Annotated in this window: 21 protein-coding genes; 1 reads left to right on the top strand and 20 read right to left on the bottom strand. The window is 67.7% G+C overall.

Translation table 11 applies throughout. The features are described 5' to 3' along the window. Positions 1-35: 35 nt before the first annotated feature. From ACQP2T_RS30885 to ACQP2T_RS30865, 5 genes are all read right to left on the bottom strand, one after another. Positions 36-1,727: a CocE/NonD family hydrolase gene (locus tag ACQP2T_RS30885; protein ID WP_433519565.1), complete on the bottom strand. Its 1,692-nt coding sequence runs from the start codon at positions 1,725-1,727 to the stop codon at positions 36-38. Between the two features lie 111 nt (positions 1,728-1,838). Then, entirely contained in the window at positions 1,839-3,074 is a 1,236-nt protein-coding gene (locus ACQP2T_RS30880; protein ID WP_433519564.1) for a M24 family metallopeptidase, read from the bottom strand. Beyond that, complete coding sequence (locus ACQP2T_RS30875) at positions 3,071-4,183, bottom strand: hypothetical protein (protein ID WP_433519563.1); 1,113 nt, start codon at positions 4,181-4,183, stop codon at positions 3,071-3,073. The genes ACQP2T_RS30880 and ACQP2T_RS30875 overlap by 4 nt, the downstream gene beginning before the upstream one ends. Positions 4,184-4,187: 4 nt before the next feature. Then, a complete protein-coding gene (locus ACQP2T_RS30870; RefSeq protein ID WP_433519562.1) occupies positions 4,188-5,672 on the bottom strand; it encodes a N,N-dimethylformamidase beta subunit family domain-containing protein in 1,485 nt (494 codons plus the stop codon). Continuing rightward, positions 5,669-7,294 (bottom strand): ABC transporter substrate-binding protein, encoded by a 1,626-nt coding sequence (locus ACQP2T_RS30865; protein WP_433519561.1) that lies wholly within the window; start codon positions 7,292-7,294, stop codon positions 5,669-5,671. The genes ACQP2T_RS30870 and ACQP2T_RS30865 overlap by 4 nt, the downstream gene beginning before the upstream one ends. 231 nt (positions 7,295-7,525) lie before the next feature. On the opposite strand from ACQP2T_RS30865, the gene ACQP2T_RS30860 reads away from it, so the two are divergent. Then, entirely contained in the window at positions 7,526-8,128 is a 603-nt protein-coding gene (locus ACQP2T_RS30860) for a TetR/AcrR family transcriptional regulator (RefSeq protein ID WP_433519560.1), read from the top strand. Between the two features lie 22 nt (positions 8,129-8,150). Here the strand turns inward: ACQP2T_RS30860 and ACQP2T_RS30855 are convergent, their stop codons facing one another. From ACQP2T_RS30855 to ACQP2T_RS30785, 15 genes are all read right to left on the bottom strand, one after another. Further along, positions 8,151-9,008, bottom strand: a complete 858-nt coding sequence (locus ACQP2T_RS30855; protein ID WP_433519559.1) for an ABC transporter ATP-binding protein — start codon at positions 9,006-9,008, stop codon at positions 8,151-8,153. Next, a complete protein-coding gene (locus tag ACQP2T_RS30850; RefSeq protein WP_433519558.1) occupies positions 8,972-9,973 on the bottom strand; it encodes an ABC transporter ATP-binding protein in 1,002 nt (333 codons plus the stop codon). Before ACQP2T_RS30850 ends, ACQP2T_RS30855 begins: the two co-directional genes overlap by 37 nt. Further along, a complete protein-coding gene (locus ACQP2T_RS30845) occupies positions 9,970-10,815 on the bottom strand; it encodes an ABC transporter permease (protein ID WP_433519557.1) in 846 nt (281 codons plus the stop codon). The genes ACQP2T_RS30850 and ACQP2T_RS30845 overlap by 4 nt, the downstream gene beginning before the upstream one ends. Then, positions 10,812-11,840 carry an ABC transporter permease gene (locus ACQP2T_RS30840; RefSeq protein ID WP_433519556.1) on the bottom strand — a complete coding sequence of 343 codons (1,029 nt, stop codon included), beginning with the start codon at positions 11,838-11,840 and terminating at the stop codon, positions 10,812-10,814. The genes ACQP2T_RS30845 and ACQP2T_RS30840 overlap by 4 nt, the downstream gene beginning before the upstream one ends. Then, positions 11,837-12,304: a hypothetical protein gene (locus ACQP2T_RS30835; RefSeq protein ID WP_433519555.1), complete on the bottom strand. Its 468-nt coding sequence runs from the start codon at positions 12,302-12,304 to the stop codon at positions 11,837-11,839. The genes ACQP2T_RS30840 and ACQP2T_RS30835 overlap by 4 nt, the downstream gene beginning before the upstream one ends. Before the next feature lie 6 nt (positions 12,305-12,310). Then, a complete protein-coding gene (locus ACQP2T_RS30830; protein WP_433519554.1) occupies positions 12,311-13,915 on the bottom strand; it encodes a class I adenylate-forming enzyme family protein in 1,605 nt (534 codons plus the stop codon). Between the two features lie 76 nt (positions 13,916-13,991). Next, positions 13,992-14,345: a cupin domain-containing protein gene (locus ACQP2T_RS30825; RefSeq protein ID WP_433519553.1), complete on the bottom strand. Its 354-nt coding sequence runs from the start codon at positions 14,343-14,345 to the stop codon at positions 13,992-13,994. After that, the gene (locus ACQP2T_RS30820) at positions 14,342-15,709 is read right to left on the bottom strand and encodes an NAD(P)/FAD-dependent oxidoreductase (protein ID WP_433519552.1); all 1,368 of its coding nucleotides are present in this window, start codon (positions 15,707-15,709) and stop codon (positions 14,342-14,344) included. Before ACQP2T_RS30820 ends, ACQP2T_RS30825 begins: the two co-directional genes overlap by 4 nt. Positions 15,710-15,803: 94 nt before the next feature. After that, a complete protein-coding gene (locus ACQP2T_RS30815; protein WP_433519551.1) occupies positions 15,804-16,394 on the bottom strand; it encodes a TetR/AcrR family transcriptional regulator in 591 nt (196 codons plus the stop codon). A gap of 72 nt (positions 16,395-16,466) precedes the next feature. After that, the gene (locus ACQP2T_RS30810; RefSeq protein WP_433519550.1) at positions 16,467-18,047 is read right to left on the bottom strand and encodes a class I adenylate-forming enzyme family protein; all 1,581 of its coding nucleotides are present in this window, start codon (positions 18,045-18,047) and stop codon (positions 16,467-16,469) included. A gap of 20 nt (positions 18,048-18,067) precedes the next feature. Continuing rightward, complete coding sequence (locus tag ACQP2T_RS30805; protein WP_433519549.1) at positions 18,068-18,559, bottom strand: hypothetical protein; 492 nt, start codon at positions 18,557-18,559, stop codon at positions 18,068-18,070. Positions 18,560-18,647: 88 nt separating this feature from the next. Further along, positions 18,648-19,481 (bottom strand): ABC transporter ATP-binding protein, encoded by an 834-nt coding sequence (locus ACQP2T_RS30800; protein WP_433519548.1) that lies wholly within the window; start codon positions 19,479-19,481, stop codon positions 18,648-18,650. Continuing rightward, complete coding sequence (locus ACQP2T_RS30795; protein ID WP_433519547.1) at positions 19,478-20,452, bottom strand: ABC transporter ATP-binding protein; 975 nt, start codon at positions 20,450-20,452, stop codon at positions 19,478-19,480. Before ACQP2T_RS30795 ends, ACQP2T_RS30800 begins: the two co-directional genes overlap by 4 nt. Continuing rightward, positions 20,449-21,282 carry an ABC transporter permease gene (locus tag ACQP2T_RS30790; RefSeq protein ID WP_433519546.1) on the bottom strand — a complete coding sequence of 278 codons (834 nt, stop codon included), beginning with the start codon at positions 21,280-21,282 and terminating at the stop codon, positions 20,449-20,451. The genes ACQP2T_RS30795 and ACQP2T_RS30790 overlap by 4 nt, the downstream gene beginning before the upstream one ends. Before the next feature lie 23 nt (positions 21,283-21,305). Further along, a complete protein-coding gene (locus ACQP2T_RS30785) occupies positions 21,306-22,214 on the bottom strand; it encodes an ABC transporter permease (protein WP_433519545.1) in 909 nt (302 codons plus the stop codon). Between the last annotated feature and the right edge of the window lie 14 nt (positions 22,215-22,228).

The raw sequence follows: 22,228 nt of genomic DNA, 5'->3' as shown, positions 1-22,228 counted from the left end.
GCTCGCGGTGCGGGGGTGGCTGTCGGGCTGGTCGATTACCCGAGTCTCCCTCTGATCGGCAGGCGGAGGACCGCGCCGTCCGATCCGCCGAGGTGCAAGGTCTGCTGTGCCGGTCGAGACGACGACACGTGCCACGGATCCTCGTTGTTGCCGGGGTGCACGAGATAGAGCGGGAAACATGAGCTGCTGATCGCCAGGCGCAGGCGGTGCCCCGGGCGAACCCGGTAGGCGGTGTCGCCGAGGCGCACGCGTACCCGGGCCGGACCGGCCATGGTGGACACGCTCTCCGCCCCCTCCAGCACCATGCGCGCCCGCCCGGAGGGATAGACGTCGAGCAGCCGGGCGATCACATGGGTGGACGGCGCATCGGCGTCCACCCGCAACGCGACCTCCACCGGCCCCACAATGTCGAACGGCGCGTCCTGCGCCTCCCCCGTGAAAGTCGCCACGTCGTCGCGCGCATGGACGACCTGCTCGTCCGGGAGCCCGGACAGCTGGCTCCACTCGTCGGCGACCAGGTGGGGAACGGGGTCGAGGGGGTCGTGCGTCCAGGAGACGCACGTGGCCATCCCCTCCGTCGCCGCGCACAGCGCACCGCCGTCGGCGCTGGAGAGCGCGCGGTCCCCTTCCGTCAGGTGCAACTCCACCAGGCCGGCGTCCCCGGTCGGCCAGCGGTCCGCGATCTGCCAGCCGGAGTTCGCGACCCGGTACCGCACCCGGGGAGCCCGCCACCGGCCCGGACGGCCCGAGAGGTAGTGGTCGAGGAACCGGATGGGCTCGTCGAGCATCCTGGGCAGGTAGCGCGCCAGCGCGTCGTCGTCGACCTCGTGGTCCTCGTGGGGGAGGCCGTCCTCGCGCAGCTCGAAGTCTTCGTGATCCGTCGCGTTCATCCGGAGGAACTGGTGCGCCGCGGCCGGCGACGCGCCGGTCCAGCGCCAGTCGTCGAGCTGGCTTCGCTGGAGGTTGTCCCACCAGCCGCCCATGTGCAGTGCGGGGAGCTTCATGGCCGGGGCGGGCGGGCCAGTGGGGAACGAGCGCCGCAGCAGCGTGCCATCGCCGCAAGCGCGAACGAGGTCGTGGAGCAAGGCGGCCATATGCGCCGCGTACTCGGGGAGCGAGTCGAGTCCGGCAAGCGGTTCGGTCGGCAGGACGTCCCCGTCGAGCATGCCGAACGTCGTGAACGTGTGCACAACCCACTCGTAGAGCGGAAGCTTGGGCACGACGTCGGGCGAGAACATGTCCATGAACCGCGAGCCGGTGACGCGCGGCACGATGGCCCGCAATGCGGGGTGGCCGCTCGCCACCGCGGCCCACTGGGTGAAGCCGTAGTAGGAGTCTCCCAGCATGCCGACCGTACCGTCGCTCCACGGCTGCGCGACGATCCAGTCGATACTCTGATGGCCGTCCGCCGCCTCGTTGACGAAGGGGAAGCGCTCACCCTCCGACCGGAACTTCCCGCGGACGTCCTGGGCGACGACCGCGAAACCGTGGGCGTTGAGATAGGCGGCGACTGCCGGTATGAAGGTGTAGCGCCCGCACTTGTCATACGGCAGTCGCACCAGCACGGTCTGCAGGTCACGCCGCTGGGAGGCGGGCAGGTAGACGTCCGTGGCCAGCCGCGTCCCGTCGCGCAGGTGCAGCATCGTGGCGTCGGCGCGTGCGTCGATCGGCGCCGGCGTGCTGCTCCAGGGCGAGCCGGCGGAAGGAGCGTCGGGAGCGGTGCTCATGACAGATCCGAATCTCCTCTGTGGGACGGGAAGGAAGGTGGCATGGCAGCACCTCGGCGCCTGCCCTGTCATGGCAGGGAGGCGGAGCCCGGGTTCTACGATCCCCGTCGCTCAGTCGTTGACGATGAAGAACTCGTCCGGGGTCGAGTGGAGGAATTCAGCGCCGTCAGGGGTCACGATGAGGGTGTTGATGCCCATCGTGAGCCCTGCGTGCTTGGGCAGGTAGAAGTTCGCCTCGAAGTTGAGGACCTCGTTCTCGACGAATGTCTGATCGGGCGAGGAGTCCTCGTCGTAGACGAACTCTCCGACCCAGTCCGGCGGGAATGCGATGCCGAGCTCGTAGCCACCAACCCACCAGCGGTTCTCCCAGGCGCCGATCTCACGGTAGAACTCCTCGAGAGGCTTGAGAACGTCCGAGACTGTAGCGCCCGGCTTCAGATGCTCCCGGACCACGTCGAGAGCGCCGAGCGTGCGGTCGATGTACTCGGCGACGAGTGGATCCGGCTCGCCGATGGAGAAGGTGCGCGCCATGTTGGCGTGGTACCGGAAGTACACACCGCTCACATCGACGCTGACGATGTCGCCCGGCATGATCTTGCGGCGCGAGGCGAGAGCGTGCACGCAGGCGCTCTTGGCTCCGGATGCGACGGGCATGGTGATTCCGGGGTTCTCACCTCCGGCTTTCGCCATGGCGTAGACGATCTCGGCATACACGTCGAGCTCGGTCACCCCAGGTGCGAGCGCTGCCCTGGCCGCGGCCATGCCGATGTCGGCGATGCGCTGAGCGGTCCGCACGTGGGCGAGCTCCTGAGGGCTCTTCACCCGGCGCGCGGCGCGAACCAGCTTGGTCGCGTCCGAGACGATGCCACCGGCGGACTCGATCGCGGCCTGGAACTCCTGGCTCTGGTTGCGATTGGGCCGGTAGCTGCCCATCTCGAGCCCGACTCGAGTTCCGGCGCGAAGCCAGCCCTCGTCGGTGAGTCCACCGATCACGGATTCGAGCAGATCGGTGTCGCCGCCGAGGCGAACGTGCTCGGACACTGACGTGATGCGCGTGAGGAGCAGTTCGTCTCGCGTCTCGAAGTGAAGCCAGTGATCGTCGTCGAGGTATACCGCGACGCCCGAGAACGCCGGCCATTGAGTCGAGGACTGACCGTGGTACCACTCCGCCTGGTAGCCCGTGAGCCAGCAGATCGCCTCAGGTGAGGAGAGGTACAGCAGGGCCAACCCGGCGTCGGACATGGCCTGACGCAGGCGGGCGTGCCGTGCCTTGTACTCGCCGATGGAGAAGGCGAGCTCCTGTTCCGGGTACGCGGCGGCGAGGAACTGATCGGCATAAGAGGTCATCGAGGAAACTCCCAGAAGCGTGAGAGGTAGGTCTGTACGAGGGCGATCCCGGCATCGCCGTGCCGGGGGTCGTCTGGGAGATAGCCGATCGGATCATCCAGCTCGGGTTCTCGGGCGAGGAAACCCTCGCACGTCGCGTGCAGGCAGTAGGCCGCGTAGGACAGGTGGTAGCCGCCCTCTTGCACGGCGACGAAGCGCCCGCCGGTGAGCCTGTCGGCGAGGTCACGCGTGAGCTTGCCGAGCCGATGGAAGCCCTTCATGGTGAGGCACTGACGTCCGTTCGGATCGTAGGCGCTGGCATCTTGCCCGGAGGAGACGATGATGAGCTCGGGCCCGTACTGTTCCATGATCGGCTCGACGATCGCGTGCCAGGCCGCCGTATACGCGGCGTCGCCGGAGCCGAGGGGCAGCTCGATGTTGACGTTGTATCCCATGCCGGGGCCGACGCCGATCTCCGCGGGCGAACCTGTCTGCGGGTGAACGGGGCTCCAGGTGCCATGGCGCATGTGGAACGAGATGTAGAGGACGTCGTCCCGCTCGTAGAAGAACTCCTGGGTGCCGTTGCCGTGGTGGACGTCCCAGTCGACGATCGCGACCCGGGTCATGCCTGTGGCGAGAGCCCGCTCGGCCATGATGGCGGCGTGGTTGAAGACGCCGTACCCTTCGGCTTGCTCGGGCTGAGCATGGTGCCCGGGCGGGCGCACCAGAGCGTACGCGCGACGGGTCTCGCCATGGAGGACGGCGTCCGTCGCCTCGATCGACGTTCCCGCGGCGGCCAGGAGCGGCTCCCAGGCATTGGCCGACAGGACGGTGTTCTCCTCGATGTACCCGCCCCCACCGTCGATGAAGGCGCGCACCGAGTCGATGTAGCCCAGGGGGTGCGATGCCGCGATCTCGTCGAGGGTGGCAAGGCGGCCATCACGCCAGACGAGGTGATTCCGGATCGGCCCCCGCTGGAGGACCGATCGCATGTTGACGACCCGATCGGCGTTCTCGACGTGCTTCGCCTGCACGTCGATCAGGGGCGACACCGGCACTTCACCGAAGGCCATGCCGGTGTCGTTCAGCAGCACCCGGTCGTCCCAGTAGACCCAGAGTTCGTCCGCCACGTCGTTACCTCTCGATCATCCGGTCCAGCACGTTCTGGGTGATCCGCTGCACCCGGTCGTCGGGCAGGCCACTAGGCATCTCGTGCCAGGTGGGGCGCTGGAAGCCGGGCGGGTGGGACAAGCCGCTCCCCCACCAGCAGGTGGCGGCGTTGAACACGATGTTGCCGTCGGGCCCCGGGTACACGGTGGCCGAGTATTCGCCGTCGCCGAGGCCCGGTTCCCAGGTCCTGCCCCGCGACACGACCTCGAGGCCGGGGATGTCGGCGGGATTGCCATGCCATTCGTGACCGACGAGGTTCGGGATCGACTCCCCCTCGCGCATGCCCGTTCCGTCGAAGATCCAGTGATCCGGGAGGCTGCACACCCAGTCGCCCACTCCTTCGACGGGCCAGTGATTGCGCGCGCCCATCAAAAGGCCCTCGTCGGGAGCGAGAAGCGGGAACGGGTAGACGTCACCGTACGCCGCCTCGTCGGGGTGCGGCACATACCCCGACCCTGGAGAACGGTCGGGCCCGAAAGCGTCTGCACGCGAGAAGACGCGGTCGGGCCTTCCGTCGGTCCCGGCGCGGAGATCGACGTTGAAGCAGTAACTGTTCCCGTTGAAGAATCCGAGACTCACCCCCGAGTCCCGGGCCGCCATCAAGTTCTCGTACATGGAGACGGTCACATACTCGTCGTGACCGATCGACAGGAATCCCGTGGCTCGCGAGAATTCGGCCGTACCCCGGTGGGTGTCGAGGTTGGAGCAGTACGTGACGTCGTAGCCCATGCGCTCCAGCCAGAAGATGAAGGGGTATTCGAAGACGAAGAACTCCCCTGAGCCCGGCAGCGGCGAGTTGAAGTATGTGGTGCTGAGGTAGGGCCGATCGAAGCTGACCGCGACGTCGGTGCCGTAGTAGGCGGTGAGGTCGTCATCTCCGTTCGAGTAGAGAGAGTGGGCATACGGCCAGCGGTTGTAGGCCTGCCACGTGAAGTCCGAGGTCTGCGCGATGAGGTGCGCCTCGCGCTCGTCGCGCACGACGAAGATGACGTAGGACTCGATCCCGTTGTCGAGCCGGGCGAGCTTGCCGAGGTAGACGCCGCTCGGCCAGTCGTCCGGGATCGTGAACTCGTGCGATGGCTCCCATGCGCACTCGATCAGGCGGCCTGTCCGAGGCGTGGGGTCAGGTTGCTCGGATCCGCGCAGCGGGCCGAAGGCCGCCATGTGACGTGCCCCGAGCCCGCCGTAGTACCCCATCCGGAAGATGTCGAGCGTGAAGTCGACGGCGGGAGCGGTGCTGACGTAGACGGCCAGCCGATGACCGGCGCGCACGCTGGGCTCGGAGCACCAGCCTTCGATCGCATGACTGCGACCGGAGTCGAGCCACGTCACCTGGTCGGAGGCGCCGATGAACTCGCCACGCGTGCCTCCGGGGGTGAAGCGCAGCCGCTGCGGGAGCCAGGCCGTGCTACCCGCCTTCGCATTCTCGGCAGCCACAAGGGGCGTCACGAGGCCGCTCCGATCCGAGCGAGGGACGGTGTCCGCATGTACCTGAAGCTGGTCGTCATCCCGCTCAGACGGTTGTTGAGGAAGCTGATCTCATGTACCTCGACGATCGGGATAAAAGACGGGTTCTCCTCGACGATCGACTGCACTCTGATCATCAGCTCGGCTCGCTTGGTCGCGTCCGCTTCGGCACGAGCCTGTGAGAGCAGCTTGGTGACCTCCGGGTCGTCGAAGCCCGTGTAGTTGTAAGGCTCGTCCGGTAGGAAGGTGAACGGGATGCTCTCGGCCGGTTCGCGCAACCCGTTGTAGCTCGTGGAGAGCATCAGGTCGGCGTCCCCTCGCGCCGCGGCGTCGTAGGTGGCCTCCGTGTATTTGATGGCCTGCAAGGGCTCGATCTCAACGCTGAGGCCGATCTGGCGTGCCTGCTGCTGGACCAGTTGGGCGATCCTGCTCATCGTGACGTCGCCGGCCTGGGTGATGAGCTTGAGGGGGCGGTTATCGGCGCCGCTGGACTCGACCAGCTTTTTGGCCTCGTCGACCGCCTTCTGGCTACCGAACGTCTCGCCCTCCTGCCGATAGGGCCCGTATGCAGCCGCGTAGACCTTCTCGGCGGCCGGGTCCCAGTTCCCGGGATTGATCTGCGTGTAGTACGGGCGCGCCGCGCCGTGGAAGACGGACCGTGAGATGGCGGCACGATCGAGAGTCTTCGAGATCGCCTTGCGAAGCTTCACGTCCCCCAGCGGGCCGTCGGCGTTGACCACGCTCATCGTGACGAAGATGTCGGAGGGCCCATAGAGGAGCTTGCCGGCGCCGGACTTCGACAGGCTCGGGATCGTCTGGGCCGGGATCTCATAAGCGCCATCGATCTCACCCGCCTGCAGAGCGGAAGCGAGCGTCGTCGAGTCCGAGAAGAACTTCAACGAGACATTCTTGGCGTTGGGCTTGAACTCCGGGTCCCAGTAGTCGGGGTTGGCCGTCAACTCGATGCTCGTGCCGGAGTTCCATTTCTTCAGCTCGTACGGCCCAGAGCACATGATGCCCCCCTGGGAGGTGCCGAACTTGCCACCTGCCTTCTCGGCGTGACGCTTCTGCCACACCATGCCCCCAAGACCCTGGAGTTCTTTGGCCACCAAGCTGTCAGGCCGCGAAAGGTCGATCGTGACGGTGTGGCGATCATCTGCGGTGACCGACTTGATCGACGAGAAGATGACACCGATGGCGGTCGCCGGGTCACGGGTGTGGTCGAGGCTGAACTTGACGTCCTCGGCCGTCACCTCGCTACCGTCCCAGAACGTGACGCCTTTCTTGAGCTTGACCTTGATGGTCGTGGCATCGGGCTGCTCGACCGCGGCCAGCGCGGGCTTGGGAATGCCGTCCTCACCGGACCGCAGAAGCGAGTCGCACATCTGAGACAACGTGAACGTCGCCGAGAAGTAGGCGTCGTTGGGCGGGTCGAGAGTCGGCGGCTCACCGTAGGGCAGCCCCCAATTGAGCGTGTCGACCGGTCCTGCCGCCTGACCGTAGGTGGCCTGGAGTTCGACATCGGAGGCAATGGCTCGTCCAGCACCACCGGACGTCGAACCGGCACAACCCGCCACAGTGATCAAGGCTGCCGCAGCGCTCAAGGCCAAGCAGACCCTCATACGACATGGGGATCGAGGTCTCATTGAAGAACCTCCTCGTTCACGGTGCGCACGTGGGCACCGAGTGGGCCGCATGCCACGACGGCCACGTGGCCGCGTCGCCTCACACTAGAAGAGGTCCATTCATTTTACAACGCTTGTACTACAACGAATGATGCACTACGCTGTGTGAGGATCTCCGTTTGTCGCAATCCATCAGCGAGACGGGCAGGTATGCCGCGGTACGTCGATCATCAACAGCGCCGCAAAGCGATCATGGATGCCACGCTGGAGATTCTCGCGCGGGGAGGTACGGAGGGCATGTCCTTCCGCAAGATCGCTGAGCGGTTGGGCGGGTCCTCGACGACGGTGGTGACTCACTACTACCGCACACAACGTGAGCTGCTGGACGACTTGACCGCTCGCCTGACCGCGCAGTGGGAAGACGACATCCGAACCATCGACGCCGCCTCGCAGGACCCGCGTGAACGTCTACGACAACTGCTGATCTGGTTCGTCCCGGCGTCCGAGGCCGACGTGACGACCGAACGGGCACGCATCCAACTACTCGCGCACGACCATGGCGACGATGTCTTCCGCGCTTCGTTCCGCAGATGGGATCGCATGATGCGCGAGCACCTGCGTCGGCATCTGGGTGCACTCGTGCCGCAGGACCGTGTCGACGGGCTCGTCGATCTTCTGCGCGTCTTCACTGGCGGAGTCGTGCTGTCCGTTCTCGAGTACCCCGGCGAGTGGCCACCAGAACGCCAGGAATCCGTGGTCGACGGCCTCATGCAGCTGGTCGACGGCGTCATCGTCGAGGCGCCGGCGACGTAGCGGACACTCACCTCGGTGAGCCCTAAGCCGTCTCTGCCACGCCCCGCCGAACGGGCCGCCACCCCGGACGCGGAATCGCCTCGATGAGTCCCCGTGTGTACTCGGCCTGGGGCGCGTCCAGGATGGTGGCGATCTCACCGCCGTCCACGACGTGTCCCTGGAACATGACAATGCAGTCGTCGCAGAGCTGGCGGACCACGGCCAGATCATGTGAGATGAACAGGAAGCCGATGCCGAGGGCGGCACGAATGTCGGCCAGCACGTTGATGACCTGCGCCTGAACGCTCACGTCCAGGGCCGACACGGCTTCGTCCAGAACCAGCAGCCGCGGCTCAACCGCAAGCGCCCTGGCGATCGCCACGCGCTGTCGCTGACCGCCGGACAGAGCCCTTGGACGCGCGTCACCCTGGCGAGAGTCCAGCCCCACCTGCTCCAAGAGCTCTGTCACACGCGCGAGACGCTGTGCGGTTCTGAGGTCGAAGTGCTCGCGGAGCACCTCTTCGATCGAAGATCTGACGGTCTGGGACGGATCCAGGGATGAGTACGGGTCCTGGAAGACCATCTGCACCAGTCGAGCGAAGTGCTTGCGCTTCCCTCGGCTCTGGCGTCCGGCAGGGCGCTCGTCGCCGCAGATACGGATACTGCCCTGCGTCGCAGTCTCCAGGCCCGCCACGATGCGCGCGACGGTGGACTTCCCGGAGCCCGACTCGCCGACGATCGCCATCGAACCGCCCGGAGCGATGGCGAACGACACCTCATCGACCGCGACGAGTTCTTCGGCGGTGCCGTCGGATTGGCGGACCGGAAACACCTTGCGGAGCCCGCTGACCTCCAGAAGCTTCGTCATGCGTCGACCGCCCGCACGTCCTGGGCGTGCCACGGCTCTTCGGCGCGGTGACATGCGACCGCGTGGTCGTCGACGACTCGGCTCGTGGGGCGCTCCAGACGTGCTCGCTCGGTGACGTGGGGACATCGAGCGGCGAACACGCAACCGCTGCCTGCCTCGTACGCCGAGATCGGCCTGCCCGGGATGACACTCAGTCGCTCGGTCCGGTCGAGCCTCGGGCGCGAGGCCAGAAGCCCTCGGGTGTACGGGTGCCGTGCCGAGTCGTAGAGCCGCGCGGAGGGTGCTTCCTCCACGATCGTCCCTGCGTACATGACCGCGACCCGATCGGTGACGGCGATCGCGAGGTCAAGGTCATGCGTGATGAATACCATCGCCATCCCGCGGTTGCTTCGCTCCTCGTCCAGGATCGCCATGACCTCCTGTTGCGTGGTCACGTCGAGGGCGGTCGTGGGCTCGTCGGCCAGGATCAGGCGGGGATCGACGACGAGTGCGGCGGCGATCATCACGCGCTGCAGCAGCCCGCCGGACAGTTGGTGGGGGTGCTGGTCGAGCCGGCGTTCAGCGTCACCCACCCCGACCTGCCGAAGGGTGTCGACCACCCGCGCCCGGGCCTCGAAGCGGCTGGTCCCGCGTTCCAAAAGCGCTTCCAGCAGGAAGTCGCCGATAGTGCGGAGTGGATTGATGTGGCTGCGCGGATCCTGATGGATCAACGCCACGTCGCTCGCGCGAAAGCGTCGCAGGTCCCGCGGGCTCATATCGTTGATCGCCGCACCGTCGAACTCGAGCCTGCCCTGGACGTGAGCACCGTATGGCAGCAGGCGCATCACGCTCCGCGACGTCATCGACTTGCCGGATCCGGACTCGCCCACGAGGCCGAGAGCCTCCCCTGGCCTGATGGTCAACGACACATCGTGCAGAACGCGCCGCGGGATGCCTCCCACCGGCAGATCGACGGCGAGGTGCTCAAGGCGCAGCAACGGTTGTGGGGGGCCGGTCATCGGTGCACCTCCGAGAAGCGGTTGTTGAGACGCTCACCCAGGACGTTGAACGTCACGACCGTCAGCACGACTGCGGCTCCCGCGGCGAGCGACTGTTGCGGTGCGCCGTTGAGCAGTTCGACGCTGCCCTCCTGGACCATGAGACCCCAATGCGACGACGGCGGCTGCGCTCCGAGCCCGAGGAACGACAGGGCGGCCAGGTCCATCAGCGCAGAGGCGAAGATGATCGTGGCCTGCGCGACGATGATCCCCTGCACGTTGGGAAGCAAGTGGCGCAGGCAGATGCGAAGACCGGAGTAGCCCAGCAACCGGCACGCTTCGATGTACGGAAGGTGGACCTCGCGAACCACGACCGACCTGACCACGCGAGCGACATACGGTGCGTAGGAGATCGACAACGCGACCACCGGCGCCACCGTGCCGGCGCCGAACATGGCGACGGCGACAATGGCGATCAAGATGCTGGGAAACGCGAAGAGCACGTCCAGCGCGCGATTGGACAGCGCATCGACCGCGCCCCCGAACCACGCGGAAGCGACGGCGATGACGGTTCCGAGCATGACGGAGAAGATCGACACGCACAGCGGTCCGAGCAGGCTCGTCCGTGCGCCGTGCAGGATGCGGGACAGGATGTCGCGTCCGAGCGAGTCCGTGCTGAGGAGGTGCTGCGCGGACGGAGGCAGACCCTGGTTCAGGAGGTCTGTCGCGTGCGGGTCGTACGGCGCGATGAGCGGCCCGAGGATCGTGATCACGATGATCAGTCCCCCTGCCAGGCCCGCCCCCAGCGGCACCCGGCCCGCGCGGCGGCGCGGCTTGGTCGGCGCGACGACGTCCACATTCATGCTCTGCCCCTTCCCTGCCTGATCCGCGGGTCGAGAGCCGCCTGGATGAAGTCGATGGCAGTGGTCACGACGATGAACACGGCGACGAAGATCACGCTTACTGCCAGCACGATGTTGTGGTCCTTGTCGGAGACCGCCTTGACGAGAAGCGTCCCGAGGCCGGGAAGGTTGAACGCCGTCTCGACGACGATGGCGCCGGCGAACAGCGCGGCCACGGTCAATCCGGAGACGGTGATCACGGGCGCGGCTGCGTTGCGCAGCACGTGCCGGCGGAAGATGTGGGCCGGCGGGATCCCCCGCCCTCGAGCCGTGTCGACGTGATCCCGCCGCGCCTCGTCCTTGACGGCCGCCATCGTGATCTGAGCGACATAGGCGCTCCAGCTGATGGCCAAGGCCAGAGCCGGCAGCGTGAGGTGATGGATCGTGTCGAGCACGCCGCTCCCCCGCCCTTGCACCGGGAAGACGTTCCATTGCACCGCGAGGAACGCGACCAGTACCTGAGCGGCGACGAACTGCGGGACGCCGAGCAGCAGTCCCGTCACTGCGGCCATGGGTGCTCGGAGGCGCCGTACGGCACCGCCGAGGATGCCGAGCGTGAGACCGAGAACGATGATGAGCACGGTCGCGTAGGCCACGATCATCAGCGTGGTCCCGATGCGTGCGGAGATCAGAGAACTGACGTCCGTGCGGTAGATGATCGATGAGCCGAAGTCCCCGCTGATCGCGTCCGTGATCCAGTCCCAGTAGCGCTCGAGGAAGGGACGCCCCAGGCCGAGCTGTTGCCGGACGGCTTCACGCTCCACCTCCGATGCACGCGTGCCGACGATCTGGCTGACCGGGTCCCCGGGCGAGGCGGACACAGCGGCGAACACGAGGAAGCTCGCGGCCACGAGCGTCGCCGCGCGTGAGAGCAGCGATCCGGCGACGCTGCGCACCCGCGGCAGGGCACGGCGTGGCCGGACGGGACCGGCCGTCGAGTCGGGTTCGGTCGGGGCCGCTCCGGCGGGCCCGGTCGCGCTCGTCATCTCGAGGACAGATTCTCCGGGACGCGCGGCAACACGAGCGCCCATAGATCAGCGGTGAAGCCCGGGCGCTCACGTCCTTCGACCTCCACGGTGATCTTGTTGAGGACCAGGTATCCGTTGTGCTTCGGGCGGACTTCCTCGACGACTCCGCGTGCGCGCAGCTTCTCGCCGGCGAATACGGGCGTCACGAACCGCACCCGGTCCAGTCCGTAGTTCAAGGAAAACGCGCTCGGGTCGTCGAGTCTCGCCGCGAGATTGACGAGGTAGGGCACCAGCGAGAGAAGGTGGAAACCCTCCAGCATGTCGTCGGGGAAGTTCTCGACGTCCCAGCCGTACTCCGCCGGATCGTAGAACGTCGACTCGTCGAACAGCTCCATCCGGCGTTGATCGACGGTGATCCACGGGCTGACGAACGTACTACCGGCTCGCTGCGGGATGTCGGTGAACGTGAACCGCTCGGTCATCGCCGCTCACCTCCAGACGCCGTCGACGCGGTCGTAGCCGCCGGCTCGCAGATCGGGCTTCTCATCTTTCAGTTCTCCCTTGGCGACCTTGTCGGATGGTGTGCGGGGCAGCTCGTCGCGGTACTCGATGTAGCGCGGCACTTTGAACGGAGCGAGCCTCCCCTGCGCCCAGGACACGATGGACTCCGGCGGGACGGTCTCGCTCGTGGCGTCGCCGACCAGAACGACATACGCCTTGACCTCCTCGTCACGCCATTCATCAGGGACGGCCATCACGGCGCAGTCCAACACCTCCGGCATCTGGCGGATGGCGGCTTCAACCTCCGCGCAGGAGATGTTCTCGCCGCTGCGGCGGACCATGTCCTTGGCCCGCCCCAGGTAGTACAGCCACCCGTGCTCGTCCCGGCGTGCGTGGTCACCCGTGCGGAACCAGCCGCCGTCGATCAGAAGTTCCTTGTTGATCTCAGGTCGGTTGTGATAGCCGAGGAACATGCCCGGGCCCCGCACGCAGAGCTCGCCGACCTCGCCGTCGGGCACCTCGCGCAGTTCCGCATCGACGATCTTGAACTCCCGGAGCGGCATGGGGATGCCGATCGACCTGGCGCGCATCATCTCCGGCCGGTCCTCGGGGACATAGGTGCCGAAGCCGGTCTCGGTCATGGACCATCCATCGCGGACGATCACGCCGAAGCGCCGCTCGATCGCATCGACCTCTTCGGGCTCGGCCAGGTAGATCGACGCGACGCGCAAACCGTGCGCGCGGTCCAGGTCGCTCTCCGGGAACTTCAGGAGTTGCTGTGGAAACCAGCACCAGTCGATCCGCTGTTCGGTGATCCGCGCCAGGAAGTGTCGTAAGGTGGCGCCCTTCGGCACGACCACGGTGCCGCCGGACCACAGCGTACTGATCAGCAGCAGCGGCCCTGACATGTAGAAATACGGTGTGTCCTCCAGGCTGCGCCCGGACCGCCTCTTGACCACGGCGTAACTGGCCGCAGCGGTCAGCCAGTACCGCTGCGTCAGCAGGCAACCCTTCGGGAACCCGGTCGTGCCCGAGGTGTACTGGATGTGTGTGACGTGGTCCATGGAGACCGAGCCACACGGCGCCACCGTGTCGGCGGAATCGAGCTCGGCACCGTCAATATCAGGCCGCAGCACACGATCATTGGGCAGGCGGCTGAAGATCCCAGCGTCGGCCACGCGAGTTCGAAGGTCATCGCTGATGATCAGCCAGCCGACGCCGGCGTCGTCGGCGACGTAGTCCAGTTCCGTGCCCGTGTAGCGCGTGTTGACCGGCACGCATATGGCGCCGAGGCGGGCGAGCGCGAACGTGAGCGCGGGGAAGAGCGGGATGTTGGGCAGCATCACCGCGACGCGGTCTCCGGAGACGACGCCGGCAGCGGCCAGCGTGCCGGCCGCTCTGTCGACCAGAGCGGCGAACTCGGCGTAGGTGTACGAGCGCTCATCTTCGAAGTAGTCGAGTAGCGTCCGGGATCCGAATGTGCGGACGCGATCGGCCAGCAGGTCGTCGAGCGTCGCCGGGATCGAGTCGGGGTCCAGATCGTCCGCCGGGTGACGGATGGGGGTGGCTTGAACGGCGCGGTCAGTGGTCACGAGTTTCCTTCGTGGGCCGTCTGCAATTCGTTGTAAAATAAGCGTTGTACTACGGCCGTGTCAATAACTCGCTGGATCAGCCGCCGGCCGGAGGGCCGGACAGGAACAGCTTGCGTACGCGGTCCGTGATCTCCCAAGTGGTGCGGTCCCCGGCACGGAGATGGACCAGGACGCCCCGCCTCAGGTCGATCCGGCTGCCGTCGGCGAACGTGACGGTGCCCGCGCCGCTCAGGACGAGGAACAGCTCTTCGCTCTCGACATCGACGTCGGTCCCGGGACCCGCCTCCCAAAGGCCGAGGTCACAGGTCCAGCTCTGCCCGAGCACCACGTGGGCCGTCGCGAGCGACTCCGACGCGCCGTCCGGCGGCAGCGCCTCCGCGAGCACGTCCGCGCTGACCAGCCGCGCGGAGGCCATCGCCGGGACGCTCATGAGTCGAATCCCATGCCGAACCGGTCGAGCACACGCAGCCACACGTTGCGCCTGCCGGTCCGGTCCTGCCTGCGCATGGCCCATTGGGTGATCTGGATGCCGATCCACGCCAGCGGCTCGGGCGGGAACGGCAGCGGCTTCCTGCGCACCATCTTCAGCCGGGTCCGCTCGGTCGGCCGGCCATCGAGCAGGTCCAGCATGACGTCGGCGGCGAAGCGTGAGGCGCCGACGCCGAGGCCGGTGAAGCCGGTGGCATACGCGGTCCGGCCGCGGTGGGCGGTGCCGAAGAACGCGCAGAACCGCGAGGAGGTGTCGATGACGCCGGACCAGCGGTGGGTGAAGCGGATGCCGGCCAGTTGCGGGAACGTCTCGGCGAAGTGCCGGGCCAGTTTGTCGAAGGTTTCCCGGCGGTCGTAGTGCTGCGCTCTGATGGAGCGGCCGAAGTGGTAGACGGCGTCGTAGCCGCCCCACAGGATCCGCCGGTCCGGGGTGAGGCGGTAGTAGTGGAAGCGGGTGCCGGAGTCGTTGACTCCGATGGCGGGGTCCCACTTGATAGCTTGCAGTTGCTCGTCTGTCAGTGGCTCTGTCGCCAGGACGTAGTCGTAGACCGGTACCACGGGCAGTCGCAGGCGGCGCAGCGGGTTGGGGAACGCGTTGGTGGCGATGACCACCTTCTTGGCCTTGATGAGCACGCGGTCGGTGGCCGCCTCGATGTGGCTGCCGCGATCGTGGAGCGAGGCGAGCCGTGTGTGTTCGGCCAGGCGCGCCCCCAGTCTTTCTGCCGCGTCGGCGAGGCCCCAGGCGAGGCGGGCGGGGTCGACGAGCACGCTGTCGTCCGGGCTGTGGTGGCCCGCGAGGTAGGTCGGCGAGTCGACCAGTTTCCGGACCGCCGTCGCGTCGAGGAAGCCCTGTGTCCCCGGTCCGAGGTCGGCGATCTCGTGGTCGCGGGTGGCGACCGTGAGCACGCCGCCGCGGGCCAGGCCGCAGTCGATGTCGTAGCGCTCGACCGTGGCCGCGATCTCGTCGAGATTGCGGATGCCCAGCTCGTGCAGGATGGCATATTCGTCGGGCCAGCGCGCCCGGCCGTTGGCGGCGCCGTGTGTGATGCTGGCCTCGCAGAATCCGCCATTGCGGCCCGAGGCGTGATCCGCGATGCGGTCCGCCTCGATGAGCAGCACCTTGGCAGTGGGATCGCGTTCGAGGGCGCGCAGGGCGGTCCACAACCCGGTGAAGCCGCCGCCGACGATCAGCAGATCCGCCTCGGCCGGCTGGTCGAGCGACTCCCTGGCGGGCGGCCTGCTCGGGTTGTCCAACCACAGGGGTTTCAGTACGGAGTCATCGAATGACCCTTCGGGCCACGTCACCGTTTCTCACGTCCTTGGTACGGCGATTTGAAGTGCTGTCTGCTTCCGCGCCAAGTCCGGAATGTGGCCCGTTTCGTACGGGTTCAGGCCGTGGTCACCGAGCGGCGATGCTCGGCAACTCGATCACCCGCATGAAGTGCCGCAGCGCCTGAAGCTGGCGCTCGGGCGTCCACATCTCCGGGTGCTCGATCACGGACAGGACCATGCCGCTCGTCCAGACCCGCACCAGGTCCACCATGGCCTCGAGGTCGTCCGGATTGACGAATTCCTCGATGCCCTTCCTGATGACGTCCCGCATGCTCGGCTCGATCCGCGCGAAGAACTCGTCGACGGCGGGTTCCACATTCCGGTGGCTGACCAGGGCGACTCGCGCACGTTCCTGCGCGAGCGCCTGCTCGTCGATGGGGAGGAAGTACTGCAGCACCGCTTCGAGCCGGTCGTGCTGGTCCTGGATCGCGGTCAGCTCGTCGCGCATGGTGTGCGCGTCGTCGAGCGTCCGCTCCAGCATGGACTTCATCAGCGCGCCCCGGCTGGGAAAGTAGTGGGTCACCAGGGTGACCGATCCGCCGAGGCGCTGGCCGACCTTGCGCAGCGTGAACTGGTCGAGCCCTTCGTCGCCGAGGACTCGTTCTGCGGCGTCCAAGATCTGCTTACGCCGCTCGTCGTGGTCAACGTAAATCGGCACAGCACTCCTCCACCATGGTTATATAACGTCGGTCACATCATAAGGGTGCACCTCTACGCTTGTTGATGTTCCTCACGCCTTCGTGTCCGTGACGCCGGCATGCAACGGCTCCTCGGCGCGCAGCGCGGCTTTGTGAATCTTCCCGCTGGGCGTGTACGGCAGCTCGTCCCGGAACTCCACGTACCGGGGCACCTTGAAGGAGGCCAGCCCGGCCCTGGCCCACTCGACGACCTGCCGAGCCGTCAGGGTGACGCCCTCGGCGGGCACCACGATGGCCTTGACCTCCTCCTCCCGGTCCGGGTCCGGCACGGGGACGGCGGCGGCGTCGGCGATCTCCGGCATCGCGCACAGGTACTGCTCGACCTCGGCGGCGGAGATGTTCTCACCGCTGCGGCGGATCATGTCGCGGATCCGGCCGAGGAAGAAGTGCTGACCGTCCTCGGTTTTAAGGGCCACGTCCCCCGTGCGAAACCAGCCGCCGGGCAGGAAGAGCTCGGCGTTGGCCTCGGGGCGGTTGTGGTAGCCGAGCATCATGCCGCTGCCGCGGAAGCAGAGCTCGCCGGGCGTGCCCGGCGGCACATCGTTGAGGTGCTCGTCGATGATCTTCGATTCCCGGCTCGGCGAGCAGAAGCCCATCGATCCGTTGCCGGCGAGGTCGTCGCGGTCGTACGGCACTATCGTGCCCGGCCCGATCTCGGTGCTGGCGTAGCACTCGCGGGCCTTGATGCCGAACCGTTGCTCGATCGGGCGGTAGGCCTCGCGCGGCAGCCCGGCGACCGGGGCCCGCTTGAGCGCCAGCTTCTGATCGAGTTCGCTGGCGGGGAACTCCAGCATGTCCTCGTCGATCCAGGCGAAGTCGATCTGGTGGTCGTACAGCCATCCCATGAACTTGCGGCGGCTCAGCCCGGGTGTGATGTACAGCGCCGCGCCGCAGGTGATGGCCGTCATGAGGTATGCCTGGTTCTGCATGTAGTAGAACGGGTGGTCGGCGAGCATCCGCTGCGGGTCCACGGAGGCGGCCGCCCCGTAGATGCCCAGCTCCAGCCAGTACTCGTGGGTGAGCAGGCAGCCCTTGGGCAGGCCGGTGGTGCCGGAGGTGAACTGGATGTTCACCACTTCCAGGGGCTCAGCCCGGTGACGCCGCGCGGTGACCGGCGTGGCGAGCAGGCCCTCGTAGTCCAGCCCGGCACCGGCGCTCGGGCCGATGCCGACCACGCGATCCGCCGCGACCGGCCCGACCTTGTCATCGGCCAGGTGCTCGTCCACGAGGTCGCCTTCGCCGATCAGCCAGGTCGCCCCGGCGTCGGACAGCACGAAGTCGATCTCGCGGTTGGTGTATTTGGGGTTCAGCGGCACGATGGCTGCGCCCGCCTCGACGACGGCGAGCCAGGCGACGGGGAACTCGATCCGGTTGCGGATGAGCACGCCGACCTTGGCGCCGGGTTCCAGGCCGGCGGCCTCCAGTCCCGAGCGCAGCGCGCTCACCTCGGCATGCAGCTCGCCCCAGGTACGGGAGCGCCGCAGCCCTTCGATCTCGTACAGGGCGAGCCGATCGCCCCAGCGCTCGGCGGCGGCGTCCAGGGCTTCGGGCATCGCCTTACCGAGCAGCGCGCGGTGGTGCTCGGCGAGTCCTTCTACGAGGTTGTCAGACATGGTGCTGTCCTCGTCCTTTCTCAGGGGGCCGGGGTCCACAGGACTCGCTGGGTGGCCACGAAGCCGGGCTTCTCGCGGCCTTGGACCTCTCCCGCGAGGTCGAGGACGACGAGGTGACCCTGCTCGCCGCGGTCGATGACCTCGCGCACGGTCCCGGTGATCCGGAACCGGTCGGACAGGCGGATCACGGACACGAAGCGCACGTGGTCGAGGCCGTAGTTCCACGGCGTGCACGGGGTTTGCGAGACCAGCACGTGGTTGAGCAGATAGTCGAGCATGCCGAGTAGGTGGAAGCCCTCGACGAGGCCCTCGCCGTACCCGTCGTCCCCCTCCGAACCGTAGGAGTGAGGGTAGCTGTCCAGGTACGTGGCGAACTCGAACTGCGCCGATCGGTCCTCGTCCATCGTGAACCACGGCGTGGTGAACGACCTGCCCACCACCTTGGGCAGGTCGTTCGGATGCGGAACCGTCAGGATGACGACCTCGGACGTGTCCGTGACGTCGATGCCCATCACACCTCCTTGATATTCGTCATGTTACATAACCTTCGTTATATTATCTACTTGGGCAGGGGCCGGGTTCGGCGCGAGCCAGCCCAGGTCAGGTGGATCGACGGCGAGGGCGCCAGCCTGGTCGCGGGATCGCGTCGATGAGTGCCCGGGTGTAAGCCCGTGTCGGGCGGTCGAGAATGTCGGCCGTCGGCCCCTGCTCCACCACCTGACCGTGCTGGAGCACCACGCAGGTGTCGCTCACCTGCCGTACGACCGCCAGATCGTGGGAGACGAACAGGTAGCTGATGTCGCTGCGTTCGCGGATGTCGGCCAGAAGGTTGAGCACCTGGGCCTGCACGCTGACGTCGAGGGCCGAGACAGCCTCGTCGAGGATCAGCAGCGCTGGTTCCAGCGCCAGAGCGCGGGCGATGGCCACACGCTGGCGCTGCCCGCCGGACAGCGCGCCCGGCCGCTGCCTGGCATGCTGCTCGTCCAGCCCCACGTCGTGCAGCAGCCTCGCCACCCGTTCGCCACGTTCGCCACGTTCGCCGCGTTCGCCGCGGCGGCGCAGGCCGTGCAGCGACAGCAGTTCGTGCAGTCCCGCGCCGATCGTCTGGCGCGGGTCGAGGGAGCCATAGGGGTCCTGAAACACCATCTGTACGGGTCGTGCCGCCTGCGGCGCGTTGACCAGGACCGTTCCCGAGGTGGCCGGCTCCAGGCCCGCGATGATCCGGGCGGCGGTGGTCTTGCCCGAGCCCGACTCGCCCACCAGGGCCAGGCACGTGCCGCGGTCGATCGAGAAGCTCACGTCGCGCAGGGCGACATGCGAGGGCGCCCGGCGAGCGGGGAAGGTCTTCGACAGGCCACGCACCTCCAGAAGCGATGTGTCGTCGCCCCCGGCCAGGCTGGTCATGCGATCGTCGTCGCGTGGCAGCGCGCTCATGAGACCCGCTCCCGCAGAGAGCCCGCGAGCTCTTCGGCTCTGTGGCAGGCCACTTCCCGCCCTTCCAGCTCCCGCCGCGGCGGGCGTTCGGTCTGACAGCGGTCCTCGGCGAACGCGCACCTGGCGGAGAAGGGGCAGCCGGGCCCCGCCTCGTAGGCGGGGACCGGCCGTCCAGGAATCGCCTGAAGGCGGCGGACCCGCGTGGCCGACGGGCGGGATCGCAGCAGGCCGGCTGTGTAGGGGTGCAGCGGCCGCGCGCAGAGGTCTTCGGAGCGGCCCGTCTCGACGATCGTTCCGGCGTACATCACAGCCAGCCGGTCGGTGACGGCCGCCGCGAGGTCGAGGTCATGGGTGACGAACAGCAGGCTGCGGTCCCGTTCCCTGATCTGCTCCAGCAGGATGGCCATCACCTCCGACTGGACGGTGACGTCGAGTGCCGTGGTCGGTTCGTCGGCGAAGATGAGCCGCGGGCCCGGCAACAGCGCCGCGACGATCATCACCCGCTGCAGAAGCCCGCCGGAGAGCTGGTGAGGATACTGGTGCATGCGCCGCTCCGCGTCGCCGATGCCCACGTCCCGCATCAGGGCGCAGGCCGCGTCCCACGCCTCCGCCGCCGGCATCTGTCCGGTGTCGACGACTCCTTCGGTGACGAACTGGCCGATGGTCCGGCTCGGGTTGATGTGCGCGCGCGGATCCTGGTGGATCAGGGCCACGTCGCTCGCGCGGTAGCGGGCCAGCTCTTTGCGGGCCATGGAGAGGACGTTCTCGCCGTCGAAGACGATCTCGCCGGACGCTTTCAGCCCGCGCGGCAGCAAGCGCATGGCCGCTTTGATCGACAACGACTTGCCCGATCCAGACTCCCCCACGAGCCCCACTGACTCGGCGGTGCCGACGGTGAGGCTCGCGCCGTCGACCAGGGTGCGATCGGCCAGATGCACCTGGAGCTCGCGCACGGCCAGCAGGGTGTTCATCGACGACCTCCGTATCGGGCTGCCAGTTGCGCGCCAAGGACGTTGAACGCCACCACGGTCACGACGATCAGGGTTCCGGCGACCGCACTCTGCTGCACGGCCCCGTCGAGCAGTTCCGAACGCCCCTCGGCGACCATGACCCCCCATTCGGCTTGCGGTGGCTGTATGCCCAGCCCGAGGAAGGAGACGGCGGCGAAGTCGGCCAGTGCCGTGCCGAATCCGTAGGTGGCCTGGGCGAGCAGGATGGGGAACACGTTGGGCAGCAGGTGCCGCACGCCGATCCGCACCGGCGACATGCCGGCGAGCTGGAGGCTCTCGACATAGCCGCGGTGCCGCTCCCGGACGGCCATGCTGCGCACCACTCGGGCCATGTACGGGGCGTACACGACCCCGAGCGCGAGCACCGGCGCCCAGAATCCGGCGCCGAAGACCGCCGAGGACAGGACGGCGACGAGGATGCCGGGCACGGCGAACATGACGTTGAGCAGCCGGTTGCAGGTCCGGTCCACCCATCCGCCGTGCCAGGCGCTGAAGAGGGCCAGCGCGGTGCCGAGCACCGCGCTGATCAGCACGATCATGGCCGGCCCGGCGAAGCTGAGCCGGGCGCCGGTCAGTGCGCGGGACAGGATGTCCCGGCCCAGGGAGTCGGTGCCGAGCCAGTGGTGCGCGGTCGGTCCCTGGCTCGCGGCGAGCACGTCGGTGGCGTCGGCCTCGTACGGGGCGAGCCAGGGGCCCACGATCGCCAGAGCGGTGAGCAGGGCCGCGGTGACGCCGGAGACCAGCAGCATCGGGTGCCCCGCACCGGCCGACCGGCGACGCGTACTCGGCACCGTTCTCGTCCAGGTGACGGCCATCACGCACCCGCTCTCTCTCGCGGGTCGAGTGCCGCCTGCACCAGGTCGATCATCGTGGTCATCACGACGAAGACGACCACGATGATGAGGCTGACCGCGGTCACCACGTCGTAGTCCTTGCCGGAGATGCTCTGCACCAGCAGCGCCCCGACGCCGTCCACCCCGAACGCCTGCTCCACCACCACCGTCCCTGAGACCAGGCCCGCGATCGCCAGGCCGGAGGCCGTCAGCACAGGAAGTGCGGCGTTGCGCAGCACGTGTTTGCGCAGGATGATCCCGGCCGGGATGCCGCGGCCCCGGCTCGTGGCCACGTACTCCTTGTCCGATTCCTCATCGACCGCGGTGGAGGTCAGCTGGGAGACGTACGCGCCGTACCCGATCGACAGGGCGATGGCCGGCAGCGTAAGATGCCACACCTTGTCCAGGAACCCGTCGCCGGCCCCATAGGTGGGAAACCAGCCGAGCCGGACGGCGAACACACCGATGAGGGCGTTGGCCGCGACGAAGCTCGGGACGGCGATGCCGACGGCGACCAGCGTCGCGACGATCGGACGTCCGTGGCGGGCGGCACCGCCCGCCACGCCGACGGCGATCCCGACGACCAGCACCAGGGCCGCCGCCATGGCGACGAGCAGCAGCGTGGTCTGGATGCGCGGTCCCAGCAGCGAGGTGACCTCCTGCCGGTAGGTCGACGACCGGCCCAGGTCGCCCCGCAGGGCAGCCGTCAGCCAGTGCCAGTAGCGCTCGAGCAGCGGGTCGTCCAGCCCCAGCTGCGCCCGCACGGCTGCCCGCGCCTCGTCGGTGGCCCGGGCACCGAGGATCCTGGCGACCGGGTCCCCCGGCGCCATCGACAGCCCGGCGTAGATCACGATGGACGCGGCCAGGATCGTGGCCAGTGCGCCGGACACCGTGCCGGCGGCTC

Origin of the sequence: Nonomuraea sp. CA-143628, from assembly GCF_050942315.1 — a bacterium.
GTDB lineage: Bacteria > Actinomycetota > Actinomycetes > Streptosporangiales > Streptosporangiaceae > Nonomuraea.
Note: the sequence above shows the minus strand (reverse complement) of the source record. Positions and strands in the feature narration are given on the sequence as shown.

Coding starts and splice junctions, on each gene's coding strand:
- ACQP2T_RS30810 (WP_433519550.1), bottom strand. CDS start 18,047: ATGTCTGACAACCTCGTAGAAGGACTCGCCGAGCACCACCGCGCGCTG.
- ACQP2T_RS30835 (WP_433519555.1), bottom strand. CDS start 12,304: ATGACCGAGCGGTTCACGTTCACCGACATCCCGCAGCGAGCCGGTAGT.
- ACQP2T_RS30795 (WP_433519547.1), bottom strand. CDS start 20,452: ATGAACACCCTGCTGGCCGTGCGCGAGCTCCAGGTGCATCTGGCCGAT.
- ACQP2T_RS30825 (WP_433519553.1), bottom strand. CDS start 14,345: ATGAGCGTCCCGGCGATGGCCTCCGCGCGGCTGGTCAGCGCGGACGTG.
- ACQP2T_RS30845 (WP_433519557.1), bottom strand. CDS start 10,815: ATGAATGTGGACGTCGTCGCGCCGACCAAGCCGCGCCGCCGCGCGGGC.
- ACQP2T_RS30885 (WP_433519565.1), bottom strand. CDS start 1,727: ATGAGCACCGCTCCCGACGCTCCTTCCGCCGGCTCGCCCTGGAGCAGC.
- ACQP2T_RS30800 (WP_433519548.1), bottom strand. CDS start 19,481: ATGAGCGCGCTGCCACGCGACGACGATCGCATGACCAGCCTGGCCGGG.
- ACQP2T_RS30805 (WP_433519549.1), bottom strand. CDS start 18,559: ATGGGCATCGACGTCACGGACACGTCCGAGGTCGTCATCCTGACGGTT.
- ACQP2T_RS30880 (WP_433519564.1), bottom strand. CDS start 3,074: ATGACCTCTTATGCCGATCAGTTCCTCGCCGCCGCGTACCCGGAACAG.
- ACQP2T_RS30850 (WP_433519558.1), bottom strand. CDS start 9,973: ATGACCGGCCCCCCACAACCGTTGCTGCGCCTTGAGCACCTCGCCGTC.
- ACQP2T_RS30860 (WP_433519560.1), top strand. CDS start 7,526: ATGCCGCGGTACGTCGATCATCAACAGCGCCGCAAAGCGATCATGGAT.
- ACQP2T_RS30840 (WP_433519556.1), bottom strand. CDS start 11,840: ATGACGAGCGCGACCGGGCCCGCCGGAGCGGCCCCGACCGAACCCGAC.